The organism is Guyparkeria halophila (assembly GCF_034479635.1).
Lineage (GTDB): Bacteria > Pseudomonadota > Gammaproteobacteria > Halothiobacillales > Halothiobacillaceae > Guyparkeria > Guyparkeria halophila.
This window is the reverse complement of the sequence record NZ_CP140153.1, coordinates 1,765,105-1,782,232: the sequence shown is the minus strand read 5'-3', so window position 1 is coordinate 1,782,232 and position 17,128 is coordinate 1,765,105. Positions and strand designations below refer to the sequence as shown.

Here is a 17,128-nt window from a genome sequence, read left to right as displayed (position 1 = left end):
TGGCTGCGTTATCATGCTCGACCCGGCGCCATCGTGACGCCGTTGCCGCTACGGCCTTTTCTGCGAGGGAGCTTAGCACCAGATGGAAACCACACCGACGCTTACCGATGCCCCCGAAGTCCCCGTTGTCCTGGCCATTGCCGGACATGACCCCAGTGGCGGGGCCGGCATCCATGCCGACATCGAGGCGATTGTCAGCCAGGGCGTGCATCCGGCCACGGCAATCACCGCGCTGACCGTGCAGGACACGGTCAACGTGCACGGTTTCGTTGCCAGCGATCCGAAACTGGTGATCGACCAGTCCCTGGCGGTGCTCAAGGACATGCCGGTCGGCGCGATCAAGATCGGCATGCTCGGCACCGTCGAACTGGTCGAGGCGGTCGCCTCGGTGTTGGCGCGCTACCCGGACATTCCGGTGGTGCTCGACCCGGTGCTGGTCGCCGGCGGCGGCGGATCGCTCGCCGAGAATGCCGTTGCCGCGGCGATCGTCGAGCACCTGTTCCCGCGAGCGACCATCGTGACGCCCAATGCCCACGAGGCCCGTGTGCTGGCGCCGGATGCGAGCACCCTCGATCAGCGCGGTCAGATGCTCTCGGCGCTGGGGGCGGAATATGTCCTGCTCAAGGGCGGTGACGAGCCGGGCGAGAAAGTGGAGAACTGGCTCTATGGCGTCGAGCCGCCACGGCGCTTTGTCTACGAGCGACTGGCCGGCCAGTTCCATGGCTCGGGCTGCACCCTGTCCTCGGCGATTGCCGGTCTGATCGCCCAGGGCAGTGACCCGGTCAATGCCGTCCATGAAGGGCTTGAATACACCCACCAGACCCTGATGCACGCCGCGGCCATCGGTCGCGGCCAGCTGATCCCCCACCGGCTGTTCTGGGCCGATGATGAGGGTGGGGTTGACATGAACGACGAACCACCCGGCTCATCGCGGGTGCACTGAGACCAGCCGAGAAGTCGCGAGGAGCCGATGGAACACGTTCGCCCCAGCACCGATATGATGCTGCGCCAACTTGACCAGATTGCCCACGAGCTGCAACAGGCCGGGCTCTGGTCGGATCAGCGACCCAGCGAACAGGCGCTGGCCAGTCCCAACCCGTTCTGCTTTGACACCCTGGCGTTCGAGGAGTGGCTGCAGTGGGTGTTCCTGCCGCAGATGGCCGAGCTGCTGGACCGATTCGGTACGCCACCGGAAAACTGCTCGATGGCGCCGCTGGCCGAGCACCAGTTCGCCGAACTCGAGGAAGACACCGACCGCCTGCTGGCGGCGATCGCCGAGTTCGACAACCTGGCCTGGCATTTCTTCAACGCCCGCTGATGGCGGGCACGATCGACAAGACCGGATATCCCATGACCGATTCGCACCGCCCCGATCCCGACTGGTCGCTCGCGACCCAGGCCATCCGCGTCGGTCACCATCCGACACCGGAGCGCGAGCACGGCGAGCCGATCTTCACCACGTCGAGTTTTACCTTCGAGTCGGCCGAGCAGGCCGCCGCGCGCTTCGCCGGCGACGAACCGGGCAATATCTACGCCCGCTTTACCAACCCCACCACGCGCATTTTCGAGGAACGCCTGGCAGCGATGGAGGGCGGTGAGGACTGTGTCGCCACCGCCTCGGGCATGGCCGCGATCCTGACCACCTTCATGGCGCTGTGCGAGGCCGGTGACGAGGTGGTGATCGCGCGCCAGGTCTTCGGCACCACCAAGGTGCTGTTCGACAAGTACCTGGCCAAGTTCGGCCTAGTGGTGCACTGGGTGGACCTGACCGACTGGTCGCAGTGGGAGGCCGCCATCAACGCGCGCACGCGCCTGCTGTTCATCGAGACGCCGTCGAATCCGCTGACCGAGGTCGCCGACATCCGCCAACTGGCGGACCTGGCCCATGCCCATGATGCGGCGCTGGTGGTGGACAACTGTTTCTGCACCCCCGCGTTGCAGCGGCCCTTGAGCCTCGGGGCGGACATCGTGATCCACTCGGCGACCAAGTTCCTCGACGGCCAGGGTCGCGCCGTCGGCGGGGCCGTGGTGGGGGATGCCGAGCGGGTCGGCAAGGAAGTGCGCGGCTTTCTGCGCACCTGCGGGCCGACCATGGCACCGTTCAATGCCTGGATCTTCGCCAAGGGACTGGAGACCCTGAACCTGCGCATGGAGGCCCACAGTCGCCACGCCCGCGAGGTGGCCGATTGGCTGGTGGCCCACGAGCGGGTCGCCAAGGTCCATTTCCCGGGGCTTGCCGACCACCCGCAGGCGGCCATCATCGCCGCGCAGCAGACCGGCCCGGGCGCGATCGTCTCGTTCGTGGTCGAGGGCGGGCGCGAGGCGGCGTGGCAGGTGATCAACCGCACGCGGATGCTCTCGATCACCGCCAATCTCGGCGATACCAAGACCACCATCACCCACCCGGCCAGCACCACCCATGGCCGACTGTCGCCGGAGGCGCGCGCCGAGGCGGGCATCGACGAGGGGATGGTGCGGTTGTCGGTCGGTCTCGAGGACCCACAGGACATCATTGCCGACCTGGCCCGTGGGCTGGGCGAAGCCGTCGATTGACCCGGGGATAGGAGGATAGGGGGATAGGGGATATCCCGGGGCCACGTTGAGCCCGAGTTATGGCTCTAGTTTTGGCCCTAGTTTTGGCCTGGGTGCTGGCCCGGGTTCTACCTCACCTGCACCAGGTCGCCGCGTTCGACCGCGCGATTTCCCTGATAGCGAACCGTGGCGTCGTTTTCGCCCAGGAACGTGACCCGGGCCTCGCCCAGGTTCATCGGTTCGCGTACCGGGCCGGCGGTGATTTCCATGACAGGGCGAGTCAAGAGATTGACGCCAAGCGAGTCGGTCGGTACGCCCGGTTCGACGACGATCAAGCGATCGTCGGCGGCCAGTCCGTCGGCTCGTCCAAGATCGATCCGCAGATCGGTGCCGCCGCCGCGACTTTCGGTGGACAGCACCCGCCCGACCAGCGGCCGGCATTCCAGTGTGTCGAGCACGCTTTTTGCCATCGTCTCGATCGCGGCATCCAGCGACTCACCCCAATCGCTCTCCCAGAAACGGGTCGAGTCCGCGGCGATCTCGGGCGAGAATGGTTTGCCGTCGGCGGTGGACAGATCGATCCGCCAGGTATCCAGTCGCGCGCCCCGGGCGCCATCGTCGAGGGTGGCGGTAAGCTGTCCGCCGCGAGGCTCGTAACGATCGGGCAGCAGAACGATGCCCGAGGGGCGGCCCTCGGTGCCAAGATCGCTCGCCACCAGTCGCAGGAAGTAGGGCGCGCCATGCCGGGAGAACGCGTCCATCGCAGGCTCCAGCCCCTCGCTTCGGGTCGGCCGGGTGATGTCGACCACCTGCTGTCCGGCCGCTTCCAGTCGACTCGCTAGCCGATCGGCAAGTGCGGCCGGGAGCCCCCTGACGTCGCCGGGCTCGTGGGTGAGCCGGGCCTCGGTCATGACCAGCCGGTGATTGGCTTGGCAGTGTTCGGAGTCGGTTGCCGGTGCGGCGACTGTCGGGATCGGCAGGAGTAGGGCAGCGATTGCCAACCAGGTCGTGCGGCGCGTGACGGGGTATCCGGTCATGGGTGGTCTCGGCATTGGGAGCATGGTATTGAGTGGTCGTGGCGGTCCAGCGTATCTCTCGAAGCACGAGATGTGCCATCTGCGCGTTTCCCGGTCCCGGTCAGTCGGGCAATCGGTCGATTGGCTGCCTGAGTTGATCGGGGACGAAGAGGACGGGGAAATGCCTGCGATCAATACCCGGGCTATACCCAGGGTACCGTTGGGGTGACTCGAGTCGGGAGGGTGGTATGTCGGGGAATGGCGTCTGGAATCGCGTTTTCGAATGGGGCTGGTTGCCACTGTTCCTGCTGGTAGTGAGCGTCGCGCTGCTGACGCGACCGCTGATGCCGGTCGACGAGACGCGCTACCTCGGCGTCGCCTGGGAGATGTGGCAGTCGGGCTCGTGGATCGTGCCGTTGCTCAACGGCGAGCCCTACAGTCACAAGCCGCCGCTGTTGTTCTGGCTGATCCACGTGGGTTGGGCGCTGTTCGGCGTCAACGAGATCACGCCGCGGCTGGTTGGCCCGGCCTTCGCCCTGGGCAGCCTGTTGCTGATCCGCGCGGTTGCGCGTCGGTTGTTCCCGGCTCGGCCGATCATTGCCGGCCTGGCGCCCTGGATTCTCGCCGGGACGATCTACTGGCTGGGTTTCGCCACCATGACGATGTTCGACCAGCTGGTGGTGTTCTTCGTCCTGCTCGGCATTTTCGGCCTGCTTGAACTGGGACAGGGGCGCCGTCGCGGCTGGTTGTGGTTGTTTCTGGGCACGGCCCTGGGCGTGCTTGCCAAGGGGCCGTTTGCCCTGATCTACCTGGTGCCACTGACGGTCGCTGCTCCGTGGTGGGCCGGCATGCGGCCATCCTGGCGCTGGTTCGTCCAGGCCGGCGCGGTCGGGTTTCTCGGCTCCTGCGTGGCGCTCGGTTGGGCGCTCTGGGCGGCGCAACTGGGTGGGCCCGCCTACGCCGAGGCCATCCTCTGGGGGCAGATGGCCGGGCGGGCGGTGGACGCCTTCGACCATGCCCAGCCCATCTACTACTACCTGTGGGTGCTGCCGCTGCTGTTTCTGCCGTGGACACTGCTCCTGCCCGGGCTGCTGCGGCGGGCGTGGAAGGAGTGGGCGGCGGGGCAATCGGTCTGGCCCGACCCGCGGTTTGGCCGACTGATGCTGGCCTGGGTACTGGTGCCGTTCGGTCTGTTGTCGCTCGCCTCGGGCAAGTTGCCGCACTATCTGCTGCCGATGATCCCGGCGCTGTCACTCGCCACGGCCGCCTTGCTCGCCGGCCCGGTCGAATCGCCGCAGGCCTTGCGCAGCCGGGCGGCGGCCGTCTTCTGGTTCGCGATGGGGGTGGTGCTGATCGTGCTGCCCTGGTCGACGGGTCACGGGCTGATCGACATGCTGCCGGGCTGGGTGAGTGCCGTGGGCGTGGCGTTGCTCTTGGGTGGCGCCTGGCTGTGGCTCGCTCGACGTGGACCGCGGCAGGTGGTGGCGGTGGCGCTGGCCACCGGTGTCGGGATGGTCCTGCTTCACCTGGCGTTACTGCCCTTGCGTCCGGCCTTCGACTTCAAGTCGTTCGCGACGCGGGTCGGCGAGCTGCAGCACGACGGTCATCCGATCGCGTTTGTGGGCAAGTATCGCGACGAATACAACTTTTACGGTCGGCTGCGGCAACCTATCGTCGAGCTGGGCAGCGAGGTGGCCGTGACGGGTTTCTGCGCCGGCTCGCCCGACGGTATCGTGGTGCGACGCCTGCGGGGGGCGGTGCCGATCGAGGCGCTGGTCTCGACCCCGTTTCGCAGCAAGCATGACGTGGCCCTGCCGTGTTCGGCTCTCGCGCCTGCGAAACAAGCCCCTTAACCTCTATAATGTCCGCTTTGTCCCGGCCGGGGCGAGCCGCGCCCCGCCATCCGCGACCACGTTTCCGCTGTTCCCGAGGTATCGATGACCGTTCGCACCCGTTTCGCCCCGTCGCCCACCGGCTACCTGCACATCGGCGGCGCCCGTACGGCCCTGTTCAGTTACCTGTTCGCTCGCCGTCACGGCGGCGAGTTCGTGCTGCGCGTGGAAGACACCGACCGCGAACGGTCCAATCCCGAATCGGTCAACGCCATCCTCGAGGGCATGACCTGGCTGGGGCTGGACTACGACGAGGGGCCGTTCTACCAGACCGAACGGATGGATCGGTACCGCGAGGTGATCGATCGGTTGCTGGCCGAGGACAAGGCCTATTACTGCTACGCCACCCGCGAGGAGCTCGACGCGCTGCGCGAGGCACAGATGAAGCGTGGCGAGAAGCCGCGCTACGACCGCCGCTATCGCGATTTCACCGGCACGCCGCCGGAGGGCATCAAGCCGGTGGTGCGTTTCAAGAACCCGCTGGATGGACTGGTGGTGGTCGAGGACGCGATCCGCGGTCGCGTGACCTTCCGCAACGACGAGCTCGACGACCTGATCATCGCGCGCGGCGACGGCACGCCCACCTACAACCTCACCGTCGTGGTCGACGACATGGACATGCAGATCACGCATGTCGTGCGTGGTGACGATCATCTCAACAACACGCCGCGCCAGATCAATCTCTATCGCGCGCTGGGTGTCGAGCCCCCGTCGTTCGCGCACCTGCCGATGATCCACGGCCCGGACGGGGCGAAGCTCTCCAAGCGCCACGGCGCGGTCAGCGTCGTGCAGTACCGCAATGATGGCTTCCTCCCCGAGGCGCTGCTCAACTACCTGGTCCGGCTGGGCTGGTCGCATGGCGACGAGGAGATCTTCTCGCGGGCCGAGCTGGTCCAGTTGTTCGATCTGGTCGACGTCAATCACTCGGCCTCGAGTATCAACCCGGAAAAGCTGCGCTGGCTCAATCAGCACTACATGCGCGAGCTGCCGGTAGCCGACGTGGCCGCCGAACTGCGCTGGCATCTGGGTCATCTGGGTATCGACCCGGACGAGGATGGTCCGAAACCGGCGGCGATCGTGCCGGCCTACGTGGATCGCGTACACACGCTGGTCGAGATGGCCGAAGAGGCCCAGCCGTTCTACCAGGATGTCGTCGAGCCCGACCCCAAGGCGATGGAAAAGCTCGATGCCTCGGCGGCGATGGTGGTCGATGCGCTGATCGTCGCGCTGGAGGACGAGTCGGTCTGGGAGAGCAGCGAGACGCTCGAATCGACGGTCAAGGGGGTAGCCAAGACGCTCGACCTCAAGCTCGGCAAGGTCGGTCCGGTGTTGCGCCTGGCCCTGCTGGGGCATACCTCGTCACCGAGCTTCGGCGTGATTCTGGAGTTGATGGGCCGCGTGCGCAGCCATCAGCGGCTCAACGCCTTCCGGGACCGGATCGGCGCCTGATATGAAATTCGGGGCCATGCGACCGGCGTTGCCGATCACGGTCGCATACCTGCTGCTCGCCTCCCTGTGGATCTGGGTTACCCAATGGCTCCTCGGGCGGCTGGGCGGGGCCCATTGGGAGATCTCCACGGCGGGGCTGGTCTTCGGCGAGATCTTCGTGCTGGTGACCGGCGCGGTGCTCTACGTACTGGTCGACCGCCTGACCGCGGCCCGCCAGGGCGGTGTCGATTTCGGGCCGGGCCGGCCGCGCGCCCGTCAGGGCTGGCTGGTTGCCATGCTGGTTGCGCTGGTGCTGATCGCGGTGATGCAGATCTTCATTGCCGCGGTGGCGGCCCGGCAGTACGCGCCCCTGCTGCTGGACAAGGCCCAGCGGGAAGTCGCCAATCTGGCGGCCATTCGCGCCATCGAACTGGATAACTGGATCGACGAGCGCGACCAGCAGGTCGATGCCGTGGCGCAGCGTCACGACTGGCTCAAGGGGTGGGTCGCCCGCCTCGACGAGGGCGAGACCGATGGCTTCCCGGATGACCTGCGGCGGGGAAGCCTGGTCAGCCGGTTCCGCTCGATCACCCTCCTGGATCCGGATCGCACCCCGCAACTGCAGACGGGGGCCACCAACGTCGTGCCACCGGACATGCGCCATTTCGACCAGGCGGCGGTCACGGGCGAAGTCCACACCGTGACGCGATTCACCCGTGGCCGGGGTGGTGCCGACCTGTTCTGGATACTCCCGGTCTACGACGACCGCACGGCCGTCAGTCGCGGGCCGTGGTATCTGATGTTCTGGACCCGACTCAACACCGAGAGCCTGTTGTCGGACGCCGAGGATGACGGGTTGCAGGTGCGTGCCGGCGAGGGCCTGCGGACCCTGCTGATCAACGCCCCGGCCGACCCCGCCACCGGCTCGAGTTTCTGGCCCATGCTGGTGCTCGATCCCAGGGACGAGTCCTCGACGGTCAGCGAGACACCGGCGGCGATCGTCGACCGCCTCAGGGTCGGCCTGTCGGAAGCGGGTGTGTCCTCGGATGCCGGGGGCGATGGTGGGGACGATACCGGGGGCGATACCGGGGGCGATACCGGGGAGGGCGTGACCCGGATCGAGGGCGCCGATCGTGTCTACGCGACCGTCGCCCTCGATCGTCTTTCCTCCCGTCTGCTCGTGTTGCAGGACCGTCGCAAGGTGCTCGCGCCGGTCGATCAGCTGGAAAAATGGCTGAGCCTGACGGCCATGCTGTCGACGCTCGGCCTGTTTGCCGCGCTGCTGTTCCTGTGGCGCTATCTGCGCGGGCGCTACGGCGCCCGGAGCGCGCACATCGTGCGCGAGCGTGACTTCTGGCACCACGCCTGGTTGGACATGCCGGCGCTAGGCCTGATCGAAGTCGATCCCCGCCGATTCCAGGTAATCGTCGCCAATCGGCAGGCCGCCGATTGGTTCGGTCGCGCCCGCGAGACCCTGGTGGGTGCACCGCTGTTCGAGCTGTTCCAACCCACCGACCCCGGCTCGCCGCTGGCCGGCGACCCGGAGACCGCCCTGCCGGCGTATTTCGCCCGTGGCGCGGTCGATCGGGTTGCCCTCGAAGGTCGGGTGCCGGGACAGGGGGCGGTGGGGCCGATGTGGCTGGAGTTGCGTGTGCTGCGTGACGGCGAGGGGCAGCCGCAGCGGATGATCGGCATGTTGCGCCCGGCACGGGCGACCGATGACTCCGCGCTGCGGGCGCAGATCGATCACCTGACGGCCCGTTGCGCGGTCCTGCCCGCTACCGAGCGCGAGGTGCTGGGAGCGGCGCTGGCCGAGCAGCGAACCAGTCCGTTCCTCGATGTCCGCACGATTTCCCTGGCAACCGCCGAGATCCATGATCGCGCCGCGCTGATCGCCTACCTGGAGGCCAACCTCCCCGAGGGCCTGCGCCATCACCAGGCGTTGCTGCGCCCGCTGGCCGACGAACTGGGTCGGGCCCTGGTCAGTGGCGAGGGGCGCTGGGTGCACAGTGACGCCGGCGATCCCGGTGATCCCGGTGATCCCGGTGAGCGCGGCGAGGTCGTCGGTGCCGGCAATGCCGCGATCATCAACGCCGTCGGGCACAGCGTGGTGATGCTGCCCGAACCGGTCGGCGAGGCGGGCGTGGTCGCCGTGCGTCTCTACATCAGCCAGGACCGGTGGGAGATTACGCCCGGCCTGTTCAAGGCGATCGAGCGACTCCACCAGGTCTGCACGGCGATCGACTGATCCGGTCCGTGGCTCCCCCGGGGCCATCACCCTAGAAGGAAAACGCCCCGTGTCGATTTGGATCGGCACGGGGCGTTCGCCGTTCGGGGCGAGTGTTGCCAGGCGCTACGAGCTTGGCGGCTCGTTGTCTTTCGGTACCGTGCCGGCCGATTCATGGCGGGGGTTGTCGCCGGAGAGTTCGCGGTGGATGCCGGCGCGTGCCATCAGCAGGGCGCTGATCGGGGCGGTCAGGAACAGGAAGACCAGGATCAGGATCTCGTGGACCGAGAGGCTGCCGCGGCTGGAGAAGTACACCGCCGAGGCGAGCAGGATGCTGCCCACGCCCAAGGTGGAGGCCTTGGTCGGGCCATGCAGGCGCATGAAGAAGCTCGGCAGCTTGGCCAGACCCAGCGAGCCCAGCAGCACGAAGGCAGCGCCGAACAGGATCAGGAAACTGACGATGAGTTCGAAAAGCATGATGGCCTCCGGGCTATTCGACGATGTCGCCGCGAATCAGGTATTTGCTCAACGCCACCGTGGTGATGAAGCCCAGGACGGCGATCAGCAATGCGGCCTCGAAGTTGATCGAGGTTTCGAACCAGATGCCCAGGGCGATCAGCAGGGCGATGGCGTTGATCGACATCGTGTCCAGGGCCAGTACCCGATCGGTCTGGTCGGGGCCCTTGAACAGGCGGTAGGTCGCAAGCCCCATCGCGATGACGATCAGGACCAGGGCGATGCCGAGGCTGACGTGGATCATGATTCTGCCCCCGGGTTGGATGAGGCGTGTCCGGCGTCGACGGTCTGGCCGAAGACCCGGATCAGGCGCGATTCGTAGCGTTGCTTGATCTCGGCGATCTCCTCGCTCAGATCGTCGGCGTGCAGGGCATGCACCCACAGCCGGCTTTGGTCGGGGCTGATCCGGCAGGAGACCGTACCCGGCGTGAGCGTGATGGTCGCGGCGAGGATGCTCACCGGCAGCGCGCCCTGGAGATCCAGCTCCATCTCGAACAGTTGCGAGTGCAGCGCGCGGTTGGGGCCCAGCACCTGGCGGGCCACGACGAAGTTCGCCCGGATGATGTCGACCAGCACCACGCCGATGTAGCCGGCGAGAGCAGCCGGGTTCTTGACCCCGGCGCGGATCTCCCAGAAGCGATGCGTGATCCAGGGGATCACCAGCGCGACGATCGCGCCCATGACGATCGAGCCGGGATGAATGCTGTTGTTGATCACCAGCCAGCTGATCAGCAGGATCAGGCTGAGCAGCGGTTGAGGCAGGATGCGACGCATTTAGTGACCTCCCTCGTAATCCGGGTAATCCGGGTAATCCTGGCCGAACTTGCCGGGCGCGGTTTCCGGCGACAGGATGCCGTCGGGCATCACCGCCTCCAGGTAGCCCGCTGGCGTCGTGATCTGCTCGGCGGTGACGTCCAGCCAGTCGGATAGCGGCTGGGCGCCCACCACCATCACCGTGGCAACGGCCAACGGGGCGATGGCAAGGGCCAGGCCCGGCAACGGCGTGCGCCCGTCGCACACGGTGGCGTGAGCGGGGTGGCCCGGCGTGGCCTGTGACTGGTAGAAGAGCCGGCTGCCCGCGCGCGCCAGGGCGATCACCATGATCAGCCCGCTGACCAGCACCACGGCGAAGATCGGCGCCATCAGCGGGTTGTCCAACGCGGCGGCCAGGATCATCACCTTGCCGAAGAAACCGGTCAGCGGCGGCAGGCCGGCCATGGCGATTGCGTAGGCGAAGAACAGCGAGCCGACCAGCACCGCGTGCGGCATGGGCGGGGCGGCCTCGATGCCGTCACCGGCCTCGGGCCGGTGGCGCATCAACAGGCCGGCCAACAGGAAGAAGCCGGCACTCAGCACGGTGGTGTGAATCCAGTAGAACAGCGCACCGCTGATCGCCAGCTCCCGCTCGGAACCGGTAACCAGGCCCAGGGCGATCAGGATCGTGCCCACCGAGGCCACGATCAGGTAGGCCACCTGGCGACGCAGGAAACGCCCGGCCACCACACCCAGCGCGGCGAGCAGCAGGGTGATCAGGCCCAGCCACAGCAGCCACGGCGCGATCAGCGCGGTGGTCTCGACCAGCCCGCCAATGGAGTTGCCCGAGAGCATCACCGAGTCGACCCGCAGCACCGAGTACAGCCCCACCTTGGTCATGATCGCGAACAGGGCAGCCACCGGGATCGAGGCGTAGCCGTAGGCCCCGGGCAGCCAGAGATAGAGCGGGAAGGCCGCGCCCTTGATCAGGAACACCGTGAATAGCAGGAAGATCGCCGTGGTGACGATCGGCACCGCGTCCGGGGCGATCTGGGGCAGCTTGAGCGTGATGTCGGCCAGATTCAGACTGCCGACCGTGCCGTAGAGCGCCCCGACCGCGAACAGGAACAGCGTCGAGCCGATCAGGTTGACCACGACGTAGTGGAAACCCGCCCGGGTACGCTTGCGGCCGTTGCCGTGCAGCAGCAGGCCGTAGGAGGCCAGCAGCAGCACCTCGAAGAACACGAACAGGTTGAACAGGTCGCCGGTGAGGAACGCGCCGTTCAGGCCGAACAGCTGCGCCTGGAACAGGGCGTGAAAGTGCGGGCCGGCACTGTCCTCGTCGCGGCGCACCGCGTAGAGCAGCGAGAGTATCGCGACGATCGAGGTGAGCACCACCATCAGGCCGGACAGCCGGTCGAACACCCAGACGATGCCGAATGGCGCGGCCCAGCTGCCCAGCTCGATCACCTGCGGGGTGTTGCCCTGACCGCCGAGCAACAGCCCGACGCTCACGACCAGCAACACCGCCACGCCGGCCAGGCTGATGCCGCGCGACAGGCCGGGCGCCCGCTTGTCCGTCATGGCGAGGATCGCCGCCAGGGCGACCGGCAGCAGGACCAACAGGGTAATCAGGTTGGCGGTCATGCGCGCGGCTCCTCTCGGCGATCGATCACCCGGTTGGCCTCGGGGATGTGCGTGCCGTCGACATGGTCATTGCCCAGCGCGGCGCGCGCCTTGAGCGCCAGCACGATGACGAAGGCGGTCATGGCGAACGCGATCACGATGGCGGTCAGCACCAGCGCCTGGGGCAGGGCATCGGCCGACTGTTCGGCGGCGCCGACCACCGCCGGGGCCGCGGTGTGCAGCCGGCCCATGGTGAACAGGAACAGGTTGACGCCGTAGGACATCAGGGTCAGGCCCAGGACCACCGGGAACGTCTGGGCGCGCAGCACCAGGTACACGCCGGCCCCGGTGAGCACGCCGATCAGCAGGGAAATGGCCAGGTTGGTCATGCGTCTCTCCCCCCGCGAGTCTGGTTGCCGGCGGGGCTTGCCTCGATGGATGCGTAGTCGGGGTGCTCGACCGCGTGATCGGTCAGGCGGCCGAGGTTGAGCAGGATCAGCATGGTCGAGCCGACCACCACCAGGAACACGCCCAGGTCAAAGGCGATGGCCGAGGCCAGGTGGATCTCGCCGACCACCGGCAGCGTGAAGTGCCAGGTCGCCGAGGTGAGGAACGGCACGCCCACGACCGTGGCGACCAGCCCGGTACCCAGTGCGATCAGGATCCCTGCCCCGATGATGCCGTGGATCGGCAGGTGCAGCTTGCGCTCGGCGGCCTCGATGCCGTTGGCCATGTACTGCGCCACCAGGGCGCTGGCCACGATCAGCCCGGCGATGAAGCCACCGCCCGGCTCGTTGTGCCCGCGCAGGAAGACGTAGACGCCGAACAGCAGGGTCAGCGGCAGGATGATCTGCGTGAAGGTGCGCAGCATCAACGGATGCGGATCATCGCTCCACGCCCGGCCGAACGGGTCGCGGCGCGACGAGGGCAGCGAGAGGTTGTGCAGCATGGCGAATATGCCCAGCGCGGCCAGTGCCAGCACCGTGATCTCGCCGAAGGTATCGTAGCCCCGGAAGTCGACCAGGATCACGTTGACCACGTTGGTACCGCCACCGCCGGGCACCGAGTGTTCGAGGAAATACCCCGAGATCGTCTCGAACGGCCGGCTGATGATCGCGTAGGTCAGTGCCGCGATGCCGCCGCCGATCACGGTGGCGATGCCCGCATCACGCCAACGCCGGCTCGGCGAGGAAAGGCGGCGGCTCTGCTGCGGCAGGTAGAACAGCGCCAGCAGCAGGAGGATCATGGTGACCACCTCGACCGACAGCTGCGTCATGGCGAGATCCGGCGCGGAGAAGCGCGCGAAGATCATCGCCACGCCCAGGCCGGCCACGCTCATGGTGATCAGGGCGAACAGGCGCTGACGATGGCCGATCACGGTGACCAGGGTGGCGATGATGATCAACAGGATGCCCAGCAGGGTCACCCAGTCGCCACTGTCTTCGACCGTGCCGCGGTCGAGCGCCGCTTGCACGCCCGGCAATCCGGCGGCATGGAAGTAGCCGACCAGTCCGGCGATCAGCGAGAAGATCAGCGTCATGATCACGATCCGACCCAGGCGGCCGTTGTCCACCAGGGCCGTCACGCCGGCGCTGCTGCGCATCAGCAGTTCCATGCTGCGGTTGTAGACGACGCGGGCGTCGAGATGCGCCAGCGAGCGGGCATGCCAGCGGAAGATCGGCGCCCGGTACAGGTAGATGACCAGGCCACCGATCAGGGCCACGGCGCTCATCAGCAGCGGCAGGTTGAAGCCGTGCCACAGCGACAGGCTGTAGTAGGGCGGCTCGGCCTGCAGGACGCCCCTCACCGCCACGTGCAGCAGCGGGCCGACCACCAGCGCGGGCAGGATGCCCACGGCGAGGCACAGCACCACCAGCAGGTCGACCGGACGCTTCATCATGCCGGGCGGCTCGTGGGGCTTTTTCGGCAGGTCGCCATCGGGCTTGCCGAAGAAGGTGTCATGCACGAAACGCAGCGAGTAGGCCACCGACAGCAGCCCGCCCAGCGAGACCAGGATCGGCAACAGCCACACCGGCCCCAGGTCGCCGGCCACGCGGACCGACTCGGTGAAGAACATCTCCTTGGAGAGAAAGCCGTTGAACAGCGGCACGCCGGCCATCGCCATCGCCGCGATCATGCCCAGCGCCGCGGTGTGCGGCATGTACTTGATCAGCCCGCCCAGCCGGCGCATGTCGCGGGTGCCGGTCTCGTGGTCGACGATGCCGGCGACCATGAACAGGCTCGCCTTGAAGGTGGCGTGGTTGATGATGTGGAAGATGCCCGCCACGGCGGCCAGCGGCGTGCCGAAGCCGAACAGCAGCGTGATCAACCCTAAGTGGCTGATGGTCGAGTAGGCCAGCAGCCCCTTGAGGTCATGCCGGAACAGGGCGGTGTAGGCGCCCAGCAGGAAGGTGATCAGACCGGCGGTGGAGACGATGATCACCCACAGTTCCGTGCCGGCCAGCGCCGGGAAGAAGCGCGCCAGCAGGAAGATGCCCGCCTTCACCATGGTGGCCGAGTGCAGGTAGGCCGACACCGGTGTCGGTGCGGCCATGGCGTTGGGCAGCCAGAAGTGGAACGGGAACTGCGCGGACTTGGTGAACACGCCCAGCAGGATCAGGATCAGCGCCGGGGCGTAGAGCTCGTGGTTCTTGATCAGCTCGCCCGATGCCAGCACGTCGGTCAGCTCGTAGGAGCCGACGATATGGCCGAGGATCAGCACGCCGCCGAGCAGCGCCAGCCCGCCGGCACCGGTGATCGCCAGGGCCAGGCGCGCGCCGTAGCGGGCCTCTTTCCGGTGTTGCCAGTAGCTGATCAGCAGGAAGGAGGCCAGCGAGGTCAGCTCCCAGAAGATGACCAGGTTGATCATGTTCTCGGAGAGCACCACGCCCAGCATCGCGCCCATGAACATCATCATGTAGGCGAAGAAGCGCCCCATCGAGTCGTTGGGCGACAGGTAGTAGCGGGCGTAGATGACGATCAGCAGGCCGATCACCAGGATCAGGCCGGTGAACAGCAGCGACAGGCCATCGAGGCGGAAACCGAAGGACAGCCCCGCGGCCTCGATCCACGCGTGCGAGGTGGCCACGGGCATCTGGCCGATGTGCAACACGACCAGCCAGGAGAAGATCGCCAGGGCAAGGAGCGTGACGCCACCCGCCACCCAGGCGGCCGCATAACGGTTGAATCGGGCGCTCCAGGCTGCCAGCGGGGCGGCCAGGAACGGCAGCAAGACGACTGCGGCCAAGAGTTCGATCGCGTTCACGAACACCGTCCTTATGCGGGTGGAATGGGGCCTGGACCCAGGGTCGGTTCGGCTGCCCGGTGGGTACAATTCGGGAAGGCCTGCGCGACCTTCCCAGCGCAAAATCCTAGCACAGAAAGTCGGCGGGATTGCCGCTAAAGCCGCGACAGCATCGCATTTGCGCCCCGCCACACGTGTTTATCCTGCGGGCGCGCGCGAGCCGGGATCGGCAGGCGCCCCGACCGTGGCCCGGGTCGCGACCCGGGTCATGAGGTTGGCCGGGTCGGCGGGTAAATCACGCGAGCCCGGCCATAGTGATAGACTTCGCCTTTCCTGAGGAGCCTCTGCACGAATAGCAATACGACTCTGCGAGTCAGAGTGGCGCTGCAATCCGTGCAGGGGTTCGATAACCCATCCGTGGCCCGTCGGTGCGTTCGAACTGACGCGACCGGCCCGCACAGCGCCCCAACCGGGTCGATGCCGGCCACGGCGATCAATGGCAGACCGTTTTGTCAGACAACGTGACTCCAACCCAGACCCGCATTCCCGCCGAGACCCATGGCATCTCGCTCAATGACCTGAGCGACAACGCTCGGTTCGTCCTCGAGCGCCTGCACGAGGGCGGCTTCGAGGCCTACGCCGTTGGCGGTTGCGTCCGCGACCTGTTGCGCGGCCGCAGCCCCAAGGACTTCGACGTGGTCACCGACGCCCGCCCCGAGCAGGTCAAGCGCTTGTTCAAGCGGGCGCGCATCATCGGCCGGCGTTTCAAGATCGTGCACGTGGTCTTCCGCGACGAGCTGATCGAGGTGACCACCTTCCGCGGTGGCGATACCGGCGAGATCAAGCGCGCCGACGGCGGCATGATCACCCGTGACAACGTCTTCGGCAGCATCGACGAGGATGTCTGGCGGCGTGACTTCTCCTGCAACGCGCTCTACCTCGACTTCGCCTCGGGCGAGTTGATCGACTACGTCGAAGGCCTGACCGACATCCACAGCGGTCGGCTGCGCGTGATCGGCGAGCCCGAGGCGCGCTACCGCGAGGACCCGGTGCGGATGCTGCGCGCCGCGCGCTTCGCCGCCAAGCTCGGCTTTCACCTCACGCCCGACAGCGAGCAGGCCATCTCGCATTGCCGCGAGACGCTCGCCGACATTTCCCCGGCCCGCCTGTTCGACGAGACCGTCAAGCTGCTGCAAGGCGGCGCCGGCCGGCAGACCGTGCTCGAGCTCAAGCGCCTCGGCCTGCTCGAGTACCTGTTCGACGGCCTGGCGACCTGGATCGAGCCCAACGACCCGGCGAGCGACTGGGTGCTGATCGAGCCGGTGCTCGAGGCGACCGACGAGCGGGTCGCCAAGGACCTGCCGGTCAACCCGGCCTTCCTGTTCGCCGGCCTGTTCTGGCGGATGCTGGGGCGCCACCGTGTCCAGTGGATGCACCAGCGCGTGCCGGGTGAGGATGCGATGGTGCTGGCGGCCGACGAGGTGCTGGCCGTGGCGGCACGCCGCCTGATGATCCCGCGCCGGCTGGCCGAGATCATCCGCGCGATCTGGACCCTGCAGCCGGACCTCGAGCGTCACGTCCCGGTCCCCGGTGCAAAGGCCGGTGACAAGGGCAAAGACAAATTGACCGACGAGCAGCGCGCACTGACCGAGGCGCCATGGTTCCGGGCGGCGGTGGATTTCCTCTGCCTGCGCTCGCGGACCAACGAGGTCGACGAGGCGGTCTGCACCTTCTGGCGTCGGCACGCCCCGGAACGGGGCAGCCGCGACGAGGCGCCGATCGAGGCATTGCAGCCGTCGGATTTCGGCAAGAAACGCCGCCGTCGCCCCCGTCGGCGCAAGCCAGGCGGCAAGCCGCAATCCGCCGGTAGCTGATTCCGGCCACGCGGGGGATA

Annotated in this window: 14 protein-coding genes; 7 read left to right on the top strand and 7 right to left on the bottom strand. The window is 67.2% G+C overall.

Annotation, left to right across the window (positions count from 1 at the left end):
* Positions 1 to 82: 82 nt before the first annotated feature.
* The 3 genes from thiD to SR882_RS08050 are packed head-to-tail and all read left to right on the top strand — an operon-like array spanning position 83 to position 2,553.
* On the top strand, positions 83 to 943 hold the full coding sequence (thiD, locus tag SR882_RS08060) for a bifunctional hydroxymethylpyrimidine kinase/phosphomethylpyrimidine kinase (RefSeq protein WP_322520743.1): 861 nt from the start codon (positions 83 to 85) through the stop codon (positions 941 to 943).
* A 27-nt stretch (positions 944 to 970) separates the two neighbouring features.
* The gene (locus SR882_RS08055) at positions 971 to 1,318 is read left to right on the top strand and encodes a YqcC family protein (protein WP_322520742.1); all 348 of its coding nucleotides are present in this window, start codon (positions 971 to 973) and stop codon (positions 1,316 to 1,318) included.
* A gap of 32 nt (positions 1,319 to 1,350) precedes the next feature.
* Positions 1,351 to 2,553: an O-succinylhomoserine sulfhydrylase gene (locus tag SR882_RS08050; protein WP_322520741.1), complete on the top strand. Its 1,203-nt coding sequence runs from the start codon at positions 1,351 to 1,353 to the stop codon at positions 2,551 to 2,553.
* A 107-nt stretch (positions 2,554 to 2,660) separates the two neighbouring features.
* Here SR882_RS08050 and SR882_RS08045 read toward each other — a convergent pair whose 3' ends face one another.
* Positions 2,661 to 3,569 (bottom strand): hypothetical protein, encoded by a 909-nt coding sequence (locus tag SR882_RS08045; protein WP_322520740.1) that lies wholly within the window; start codon positions 3,567 to 3,569, stop codon positions 2,661 to 2,663.
* Positions 3,570 to 3,796: 227 nt separating this feature from the next.
* Between SR882_RS08045 and SR882_RS08040 the strand changes: the two genes are divergently transcribed.
* From SR882_RS08040 to SR882_RS08030, 3 genes are all read left to right on the top strand, one after another.
* Complete coding sequence (locus tag SR882_RS08040; protein ID WP_322520739.1) at positions 3,797 to 5,401, top strand: ArnT family glycosyltransferase; 1,605 nt, start codon at positions 3,797 to 3,799, stop codon at positions 5,399 to 5,401.
* 84 nt (positions 5,402 to 5,485) lie between these two features.
* Entirely contained in the window at positions 5,486 to 6,889 is a 1,404-nt protein-coding gene (gene gltX, locus SR882_RS08035) for a glutamate--tRNA ligase (protein ID WP_322520738.1), read from the top strand.
* A 1-nt stretch (position 6,890) separates the two neighbouring features.
* Positions 6,891 to 9,116, top strand: a complete 2,226-nt coding sequence (locus SR882_RS08030) for a PAS domain-containing protein (RefSeq protein ID WP_322520737.1) — start codon at positions 6,891 to 6,893, stop codon at positions 9,114 to 9,116.
* Between the two features lie 105 nt (positions 9,117 to 9,221).
* Here SR882_RS08030 and SR882_RS08025 read toward each other — a convergent pair whose 3' ends face one another.
* From SR882_RS08025 to SR882_RS08000, 6 genes are read right to left on the bottom strand one after another with little or no spacing between them, the layout of a single operon-like run.
* A complete protein-coding gene (locus tag SR882_RS08025) occupies positions 9,222 to 9,572 on the bottom strand; it encodes a Na+/H+ antiporter subunit G (RefSeq protein ID WP_322520736.1) in 351 nt (116 codons plus the stop codon).
* Between the two features lie 13 nt (positions 9,573 to 9,585).
* Positions 9,586 to 9,855, bottom strand: coding sequence for a K+/H+ antiporter subunit F (locus SR882_RS08020; RefSeq protein ID WP_136867695.1), 270 nt, complete (start codon positions 9,853 to 9,855; stop codon positions 9,586 to 9,588).
* The gene (locus SR882_RS08015; RefSeq protein ID WP_322520735.1) at positions 9,852 to 10,385 is read right to left on the bottom strand and encodes a Na+/H+ antiporter subunit E; all 534 of its coding nucleotides are present in this window, start codon (positions 10,383 to 10,385) and stop codon (positions 9,852 to 9,854) included. The genes SR882_RS08020 and SR882_RS08015 overlap by 4 nt, the downstream gene beginning before the upstream one ends.
* Positions 10,386 to 12,011 (bottom strand): monovalent cation/H+ antiporter subunit D, encoded by a 1,626-nt coding sequence (locus tag SR882_RS08010; RefSeq protein WP_322520734.1) that lies wholly within the window; start codon positions 12,009 to 12,011, stop codon positions 10,386 to 10,388.
* Complete coding sequence (locus SR882_RS08005) at positions 12,008 to 12,379, bottom strand: Na+/H+ antiporter subunit C (protein WP_322520733.1); 372 nt, start codon at positions 12,377 to 12,379, stop codon at positions 12,008 to 12,010. The genes SR882_RS08010 and SR882_RS08005 overlap by 4 nt, the downstream gene beginning before the upstream one ends.
* Entirely contained in the window at positions 12,376 to 15,255 is a 2,880-nt protein-coding gene (locus SR882_RS08000; RefSeq protein WP_322520732.1) for a monovalent cation/H+ antiporter subunit A, read from the bottom strand. The genes SR882_RS08005 and SR882_RS08000 overlap by 4 nt, the downstream gene beginning before the upstream one ends.
* Before the next feature lie 500 nt (positions 15,256 to 15,755).
* On the opposite strand from SR882_RS08000, the gene pcnB reads away from it, so the two are divergent.
* Entirely contained in the window at positions 15,756 to 17,108 is a 1,353-nt protein-coding gene (pcnB, locus tag SR882_RS07995) for a polynucleotide adenylyltransferase PcnB (protein ID WP_322520731.1), read from the top strand.
* Positions 17,109 to 17,128: the final 20 nt, after the last annotated feature.